This window comes from Nostoc cf. edaphicum LEGE 07299, from assembly GCF_015207245.1.
GTDB lineage: Bacteria > Cyanobacteriota > Cyanobacteriia > Cyanobacteriales > Nostocaceae > Nostoc > Nostoc edaphicum_B.
This window is the reverse complement of the sequence record NZ_JADEXF010000110.1, coordinates 1-8,123: the sequence shown is the minus strand read 5'-3', so window position 1 is coordinate 8,123 and position 8,123 is coordinate 1. Positions and strand designations below refer to the sequence as shown.

General features: G+C 43.7%; 6 protein-coding genes. 4 read left to right on the top strand and 2 right to left on the bottom strand.

Translation table 11 applies throughout. The features are described from left to right. Positions 1 to 674 precede the first annotated feature (674 nt). From tig to IQ229_RS05085, 4 genes are all read left to right on the top strand, one after another. The gene (gene tig / locus IQ229_RS05100; RefSeq protein WP_194041852.1) at positions 675 to 2,114 is read left to right on the top strand and encodes a trigger factor; all 1,440 of its coding nucleotides are present in this window, start codon (positions 675 to 677) and stop codon (positions 2,112 to 2,114) included. A gap of 340 nt (positions 2,115 to 2,454) precedes the next feature. Further along, positions 2,455 to 3,153, top strand: coding sequence for an ATP-dependent Clp endopeptidase proteolytic subunit ClpP (gene clpP / locus IQ229_RS05095; protein WP_194041850.1), 699 nt, complete (start codon positions 2,455 to 2,457; stop codon positions 3,151 to 3,153). Between the two features lie 9 nt (positions 3,154 to 3,162). Next, positions 3,163 to 4,503, top strand: coding sequence for an ATP-dependent protease ATP-binding subunit ClpX (gene clpX, locus IQ229_RS05090; RefSeq protein WP_194041849.1), 1,341 nt, complete (start codon positions 3,163 to 3,165; stop codon positions 4,501 to 4,503). Positions 4,504 to 4,601: 98 nt separating this feature from the next. Beyond that, positions 4,602 to 5,522, top strand: coding sequence for an alpha/beta fold hydrolase (locus IQ229_RS05085; protein WP_194041847.1), 921 nt, complete (start codon positions 4,602 to 4,604; stop codon positions 5,520 to 5,522). 14 nt (positions 5,523 to 5,536) lie between these two features. Here the strand turns inward: IQ229_RS05085 and IQ229_RS05080 are convergent, their stop codons facing one another. Then, the gene (locus IQ229_RS05080; protein ID WP_194041845.1) at positions 5,537 to 6,733 is read right to left on the bottom strand and encodes an FAD-dependent oxidoreductase; all 1,197 of its coding nucleotides are present in this window, start codon (positions 6,731 to 6,733) and stop codon (positions 5,537 to 5,539) included. Positions 6,734 to 6,885: 152 nt separating this feature from the next. Beyond that, positions 6,886 to 7,869 carry a GntR family transcriptional regulator gene (locus IQ229_RS05075; protein ID WP_194041843.1) on the bottom strand — a complete coding sequence of 328 codons (984 nt, stop codon included), beginning with the start codon at positions 7,867 to 7,869 and terminating at the stop codon, positions 6,886 to 6,888. Between the last annotated feature and the right edge of the window lie 254 nt (positions 7,870 to 8,123).

Here is an 8,123-nt window from a genome sequence, read left to right as displayed (position 1 = left end):
ACTATAACTATATATTGTACAATAAACCGTTATTTATCAGCAAAAGGGAGATATCTGCATTTAGGGGTTTAACAAGCATCCTTCCTGTAAAGAAACAAATGTATTGACTACAAACTTGCTTATCAAGACGAAGAATATACTAGCAGCTAAATGTAAAAAGCCAGCATAACGCAAGATTGAGCTATGCGGTTAAGTAACAGATGCACTCTCGTACCACACATAACTTAATAATAGCTAGATAATACCTAGACTCAATACTATAACTTTAAGCTAGGGTACTAACCACTCTTTGAGACCAGGATATCACGGCGTTAACCGACTGAATAATTAATTCCCAAGTTTTAGAGTTAAGTCGGGAGTGAAGAAGGGAATAGCGTATTAGGTTACAGGGTAGAGGTGACAGGGTAAGGGTTACAGATTATTTCCCTATCACTTCCCCCCTAATCCCAATGCCCCATTAACCAAATTGTTATGAAGGTAAAATGTCAAGTCCTTGATAATTGGCAGTAAACTGGATCTTTGCCCCAAGACAAACATCCATTCTTGGATGTTACAAGACCTTTTGGCAAACTTCCATTACCCCTAAGAGACATCAAGCCATAAACGCAAACAATTATTTTATTGCGTTTTGTGTGTACTCGGAGTATAAAATACCAGAAAACTAGAGACGAAGCATGAAAGTTACCCAGGAAAAACTTCCCGCCAGCCAAATTGGCCTGGAAATAGAGATTACGCCGGAAATTACCAAGCAAACTTACGAACAGGTCATTAAGAACTTAGCAAGTACTGCCAATATTCCTGGGTTTCGTAAAGGCAAGGTGCCTCGGCCGATATTACTACAACGGCTGGGTACAACTCGAATCAAGGCAGCAGCGTTGGAAGAACTAATTCAAGATGGCATTGAGCAAGCAGTCAAACAAGAAGCCATCCCAGCAATCGGTCAGCCGCAATTGCGCTCCTCTTTTGAGGATTTGATTAATAATTATGAACCTGGAAAACCCTTGACGATTTCAGCTGCGGTGGATGTAGAACCAGAAGTGAATCTAGTGCAGTACACTGATTTGCAAGCCAAGGCCGAAGAAATCAAGTTCGATCCAGAACAAGTGGAGAGCACGCTGGATAAGGAACGTCAAGAATTGGCGACATTGATTCCTGTGGAAGGACGTGCAGCTCAAATCGGCGATATTGCCGTAGTCGATTTTAAAGGTTCATTCGCCAGAGTTGAGGGCGAGGACGAAACAGCAGAACTAGAACCAATTCCCGGAGCTGAAGCAACTGATTTTCAAGTCGAGTTACAAGAAGATAAGTTTATTCCAGGCTTTATTTCGGGAATAGTGGGGATGAATCCTGAAGAAACCAAAGAAATTGCGGCACAGTTCCCAGATCCTTATGCTAATGAAGATTTAGCTGGAAAAGCGGCAACTTTCACCGTAACGCTCAAAGAATTAAAGGAAAAGGAACTACCAGAAGTAAATGACGATTTCGCCCAGGAAATCAGCGATTTTGAAACCTTAGAGGAGCTACGCGCTTCTTTGGTAGAGCGATATCAAAAAGAGGCGGACGACAAAACAAAAACCAATAAGCAGGAAGCCTTGTTAACGGAACTGCTCAAGCACGTAGAAGTTGACTTACCAGCAACATTGATTGAGCAAGAAGTGGATGCAATGCTAACCCAAACAGCAATCCGGCTGTCTCAACAAGGATTGGATGTGAGAAAGCTGTTTACTCAAGATATTATTCCGCAGTTGCGGGAGCGATCGCGTACTGAAGCAATTGAACGCATCAAACGCTCCTTATCATTGCGGGAAATCGGCAAACGCGAATCTATCGAGGTAACACTAGAAGAAATCGCAGCCAGAGTTACAGAACTTTTAGAACAGTACTCGGAGGAACAGGACGTTGATGAAGATAAACTGCGCTCAATCGTGGAAAACGAACTGTTAACCGCAAAAATCATTGATTGGCTCTTAGAACACTCATCAGTTGAACTTGTACCGGAAGGTTCTTTGAGTCCTGCGGAGGAAACGGAAGACGCAGAATCAGATGCTGATACTGATGCACTTCAGACAGAGGAAGAAAACAGCGAAACTTCTACAGAAGTTACAGAAGGATAATAAAAAATCCCACAGCCATAAATTCACCAGTTCTGAGTTAAAGTACTGGTGAAATGGGTAAGGTAAGGGAAATCGGGAAGTAGAGGGAGAAATAACCAATGCCCTATGCCCCATGCCCAATGCCCCATAATTCAGGGATGAAGTCAGAATAATTAAAGAATTAATGAATTTTCGGCAAATAGTGACACCTGTTATCACTTGAGCTTGATAGTGTGTCACACGAGAGGAAATTATATGAGGCATAATGGTTAACACGTAGCTCTATAAAAATTTCATTCGTTGAAAAGGCAGCATCCGCTGCTGAAACATTTGTCCTAAATAATTGTCAAAGAAAGCTTGTATGCTTGAATCGCAGTCGGGAAATTCCCCAATCAGCAACTTAAGTCGAATAAACATTAACTCCCAGTTAAGCAGCCCTAGCAACATCGTGCCGATGGTGATAGAGCAGTCTGGCATGGGAGAAAGAGCTTTCGACATCTACTCCCGCCTGCTGCGAGAGCGGATTATCTTTTTAGGAACGCCAATAGATGATGCCGTAGCCAACTCGATTGTGGCTCAGTTGTTATTCCTAGACGCCGAAGACTCAGAAAAAGACATCCAACTGTATGTTAATTCTCCTGGCGGCTCCGTCTACGCAGGGATGGCAATCTATGATACAATACAGCAAATTCGCCCTGATGTTGTTACCATCTGTTTTGGATTAGCCGCGAGCATGGGGGCATTTTTGTTGACAGCAGGGGCTACCGGTAAGCGAATGTCTCTGCCCGACTCCCGGATTATGATTCACCAACCACTTGGTGGCGCTCAAGGTCAAGCCATTGACATTGAAATTCAAGCCAGAGAAATTCTTTACGTTAAGGCTAAGTTGAATCAGTTAATGGCTCACCATACTGGTCAACCCTTAGAAAGAATTGAAGCAGATACTGAGCGCGACTTTTTTATGTCGGCAGAAGAGGCAAAAAACTACGGTTTGATTGATCAGGTCATTTCCAGGCAAAATCTTCCCGTAGCAGGGGAAAACGTCACCATTCTGAAATAAGAGGCTGGTATGTCTAAGTACGACTCCCATTTGAAATGTTCATTTTGTGGCAAGTCTCAAGAGCAGGTGCGTAAATTAATCGCAGGGCCGGGAGTCTACATCTGCGATGAATGCGTTGACTTGTGTAATGAAATACTAGACGAGGAGTTACTCGATACTAATGGTGCGGCAGCACAACCAGCACCAAGAGCAGAGCCACCTGAAAAACGGCGTACTCACTCTGCTAGTATTTCGTTTAATCAAATACCTAAGCCAAGAGAGATTAAAAAGTATCTAGACGAACACGTCATTGGTCAAGACGAAGCGAAGAAAGTTCTGTCAGTAGCTGTTTACAATCACTACAAGCGGCTGGCAGTCATTCAGTCTAAGGCCAGTGCCAAACCTGGGTCAGATGATGCTATAGAACTGCAAAAGTCCAACATCTTGTTAATCGGCCCGACTGGTTGCGGCAAAACTCTCTTAGCCCAAACCCTAGCGAAAATCTTGGATGTACCCTTTGCTGTAGCCGATGCGACGACGCTGACCGAAGCAGGGTATGTAGGAGAAGATGTGGAAAATATTTTGCTGCGACTGTTGCAGGTGGCAGATTTGGATATAGAAGAAGCGCAACGGGGAATTATTTACATTGACGAAATTGACAAAATTGCTCGTAAGAGCGAGAACACGTCAATTACCCGCGATGTTTCTGGCGAAGGCGTGCAGCAAGCCTTGCTGAAAATGTTAGAGGGAACGATCGCTAATGTACCACCCCAAGGAGGGCGCAAGCATCCTTATCAAGACTGCATCCAGATTGATACAAGTAATATTTTGTTCGTCTGTGGTGGTGCCTTCGTAGGCTTAGAAAAAATTGTAGATCAGAGAGTTGGCAAAAAAGCAATCGGCTTTGTGCAACCAGGAGAAGGCCAATCGAAGGAGAAACGAGCAGCAGACACGCTTCGCCATCTAGAACCGGATGATTTAGTAAAATTTGGACTGATTCCAGAGTTTATTGGGCGGATGCCAATGGTAGCAGTTGTAGATCCGCTAGATGAAGAAGCGCTGATGGCGATTCTCACCCAACCACGCAGCGCCTTAGTGAAGCAGTACCAAAAGCTGCTGAAGATGGATAATGTCCAGCTAGATTTTAAAGCAGATGCTTTACGAGCGATCGCTCAAGAAGCTTACCGCCGTAAAACTGGTGCGAGAGCATTACGTGGTATTGTCGAAGAATTGATGTTGGATGTAATGTATGAGTTACCATCCCGTAAGGATGTGACACGCTGTACAGTTACAAGGGAAATGGTCGAGAAGCGATCAACTGCTGAACTGATAATACATCCGTCTTCACTACCGAAGCCAGAATCAGCTTAATGAGTCATTAGTCATTGGTCATTAGTCATTGGTCAAAAAATAAGGAATAATAACCATATACCAGGGACTAATGACAACTGACAAAGGACAAATGACTAATGCCTTATATTAATGTTCGTGGCGTTGAGCATTACTACGAATGGGTGAAAAAACCATCCGGTTCTTTGGTAAAACCAGTGATGGTTTTCATGCATGGTTGGGCTGGTTCGGCTAGATATTGGCAAAATACTGCTGATGCTTTATCAGAGCAATTTGATTGTTTACTCTACGATTTGCGGGGATTTGGCCGTTCTGGTGGGAAGCCAACCATCGCCCAAGCAAGTGAAGCTGTTGCCGAATCTGAATCCCCCCAAGAAGAATCAGAGGCAATTAGAGAGCTAACCTATGAATTAGAGGAATACGCTGATGATTTGGCAGCTTTGTTAGATGGGTTGCATATTCGGCGTGTTTATATCAATGCTCATTCGATGGGCGCTTCTGTTGCCACTTTATTTTTTAACCGCTATCCCGAACGAGTAGAACGAGGAATTTTAACTTGTAGCGGCATTTTCGAGTACGACGAAAAATCTTTTAGTGCTTTTCATAAATTCGGTGGCTATGTAGTGAAATTCCGTCCCAAATGGTTAAGCAAAATCCCATTTGTTGACCGGATGTTTATGGCCAGATTTTTATATAGTTCCATACCACATTCTGAGCGGCAAGCTTTTTTAGAAGATTTTCTCGAAGCAGATTACGATGCGGCTTTAGGAACAATTTTTACTTCAGTCAGTAAGGCTCAATCTGAAGTGATGCCGCAAGAGTTTGCCAAGCTGACAGTGCCGACTCTACTTATAGCAGGGGAGTATGACAAGATTATTCCAGCCGAGATGGGTCGTCAAGCAGCGGCACTGAATGACAAAGTGGAATTTGTGATGATTCCTAAGACAGCGCATTTCCCAATGTTGGAAGATGCCCCAACTTATCTGCAACGGGTACAAGAATTTTTGCAAATTAACACGCCAAAACCACAAGTGGGATAACTGCTGGCGGTTTTTTAGACAGTTAAGTGTACCTGTGTGATACCTTGACGCATTTTATATTGTCGCCTTAACCAAGACTTTTTAATTATTTTACGGAGTAAGGGAGCAAATTGAATCAACAGCGATCGCAGCAGTGCATTTTTTCGCAGTAATTCGCCTTGTTTAGCTTCTTCTAACTGGAGTTGCTGGGCGCGGATAATTTCTGGCTGACGTTCTGCTTGGATGTGCGATAGTGCCATGTCAATATCCTGGTGTCCAGCTTCTTTTTGCAACAGTGGCACAAGATGATTAGCAGCAACAATCACATCACGGAATGCGAGATTAATTCCTTGGGCACGGACGGGAGACATTGGGTGTGCAGCATCACCTAGAAGCAGTACTCCTGGTGCGTGCCATTGTGGACAATAACCAACCACAACAGAGAGCCGAATGGGAGATTCAATGGTGTCTGCATGATTACGGAAATGCTCTGCTAGCCATGAGGGTGATAAGGAGGCAAAAATCTCTGCCCAGTTGGCTTGTTTGGATTCAGTGTTTTCGGTTGCTGACATCACCCAAGCCAGATGTAGTTTTCCTGATTCTGCTCCGTGAAAGATGGTAAATACGCGATCGCCATTTACAATAGTACGAAACACATTATCGGCTGTAAACTCAGGGCTGGCGGCAAGTTTAAACCAGAGAATATCAATATTTTTGGGCTGGCGTACCAATTCCAAGCCTATACGTTGTCGTATAAGGGAATTCCGACCATCTGCGCCAATCACTAAGTCAGCTGTAAGTTCTCTCCCATCGCTCAATACTACACCTGCGACACGTTCATTACTCCACAGTAAATCTTTGACCGTAACACCCTGAATGAATTCAAACCCATCATTGGTTTGAGCTTCAGAAATCAGTGCTTTGAGTAGCGGTGGTTGTGAAACCAGTGTACAAGGTTGGGTTGACCCCATTGGTTCATCAACTCGAAACAACTGCTTGCCCCCGATAATGAATTCCCACGCGTCGAGTTGCCGATGGGGAATATGTTCTAGTAATGCCGATAGACCCATTTGCTCTAAAGCTTCTAAGCCACTGGGCATTAATCCTTCGCCGCGAAATACACGATGAAAGTCTTTTGCTGCTTCAATTAACGTTACAGCAAGACCACGTTTTACAAGAAGCAGGGCAAGGGTTACACCTGTTGGGCCTGCACCCACAATCACAATTTGCACTACTTTATCCCTTCTGTATCAGTTGCTCTTAAAGATGTTGGTCGAATTATCTTGAGATTAATAGGACTGGTACGAGTTGGAGAATAACGAACCGCAGAGGCGCAGAGGGCACAGAGAATGAGAGTTTGAGAAATATTTTGCGTAAGTTTTAATTAACTTAAACCCAGTTCTCGTTTTAGCAAGTTAATCGAGTTAGCGCCGATATAATTCTCAACCTTAATCAGCTTTGGCGGACGAATAATATCTTCATCAGATGCTTGCACGGCTGCTTGCACTGCCGCAAAACTGGCTTGATCGCTTATGATTACCTCAGCTCGTTTAACCATTGCCTGAAGTTTGTAAGCATCTTTTGGCTGGGAAGTCATTACCAGTAGTTCATCACCGCGCAAACCGTGGAGAATGACTTCTGCGGCTCGTGCAATCCCAGAACTGAGGCTAACTATCCCAACACAGTTTTCTTTTGGTAAGGTTTTCAAGATGCTGAGTTCTTTGCTGTAGTCGTAGATATCTAGAGGAATTACTCGTGCGGCTTTTGGAGCTGCGATCGCTTCTACATTACTGATAAAATACCGACTGGTGACTACTGTCGCAGAGGTAGTTTTATCTAGAACAGCGGTTAATTCTTCCATTGCTACCAACTGGACTGGAATTTTTAGCGATCGCTCTAATTCATACACCATCAACTCACCAGCACCCATATCATAAGATGGAACTGCAACCAGTACCCGCGCACTACAACGCAAGCGCCAGTCAATTTCCGCTAAAAATAGCTCTCTAGCTTGATTCAGCGTACATCCTTGAGAGAGCAGTTCGTCAAGTGCTTGCTGGACAACTTGATATGCATCAGGATTTTGTTTGAGAATTGGTGATTGCAGCCTACTACCGCCCTCATGACCTTGGGCACGAACATAAATACCCGAACCAGCCATACTTTCAACAAATCCGTCTTCCTCTAGTTGACGGTAAACCTTACTTATGGTATTTCGGTGTAACCCCGTTTGCATTGCCAACGCCCGTGTGCTTGGTAATTTGTAAGCAGGGGGATATTGCCGAGAAGCGATCGCAAATCGGATTTGATTAAACAGCTGGGTTGATGCGGGAATTTCGCTGTCTGGCTGAATACGGAATTGAATCATCACCAAACCTCCTTAATACTAAGTGCTGAGTGCTGAGTTTTGAGTGCTGAGGTTTGAGTATTAAGTGTTGCTTGCCTACTCAGCACTTTTAACTCAGCGCTCCTTTAGTGTCCAGATGCATTTGCTACATATTGAATATTTTATTTATATATAAAGTTGTTCTGATACAAATTTCTAATGCTCTCACTATTGGTAATTGATAATTTAATTAGAAAAAAGCTGGGCATACTGGCATAGTTATATCAAATAAACAC

Coding starts and splice junctions, on each gene's coding strand:
- IQ229_RS05085 (WP_194041847.1), top strand. CDS start 4,602: ATGCCTTATATTAATGTTCGTGGCGTTGAGCATTACTACGAATGGGTG.
- clpP (WP_194041850.1), top strand. CDS start 2,455: ATGCTTGAATCGCAGTCGGGAAATTCCCCAATCAGCAACTTAAGTCGA.
- tig (WP_194041852.1), top strand. CDS start 675: ATGAAAGTTACCCAGGAAAAACTTCCCGCCAGCCAAATTGGCCTGGAA.
- clpX (WP_194041849.1), top strand. CDS start 3,163: ATGTCTAAGTACGACTCCCATTTGAAATGTTCATTTTGTGGCAAGTCT.
- IQ229_RS05075 (WP_194041843.1), bottom strand. CDS start 7,869: ATGATTCAATTCCGTATTCAGCCAGACAGCGAAATTCCCGCATCAACC.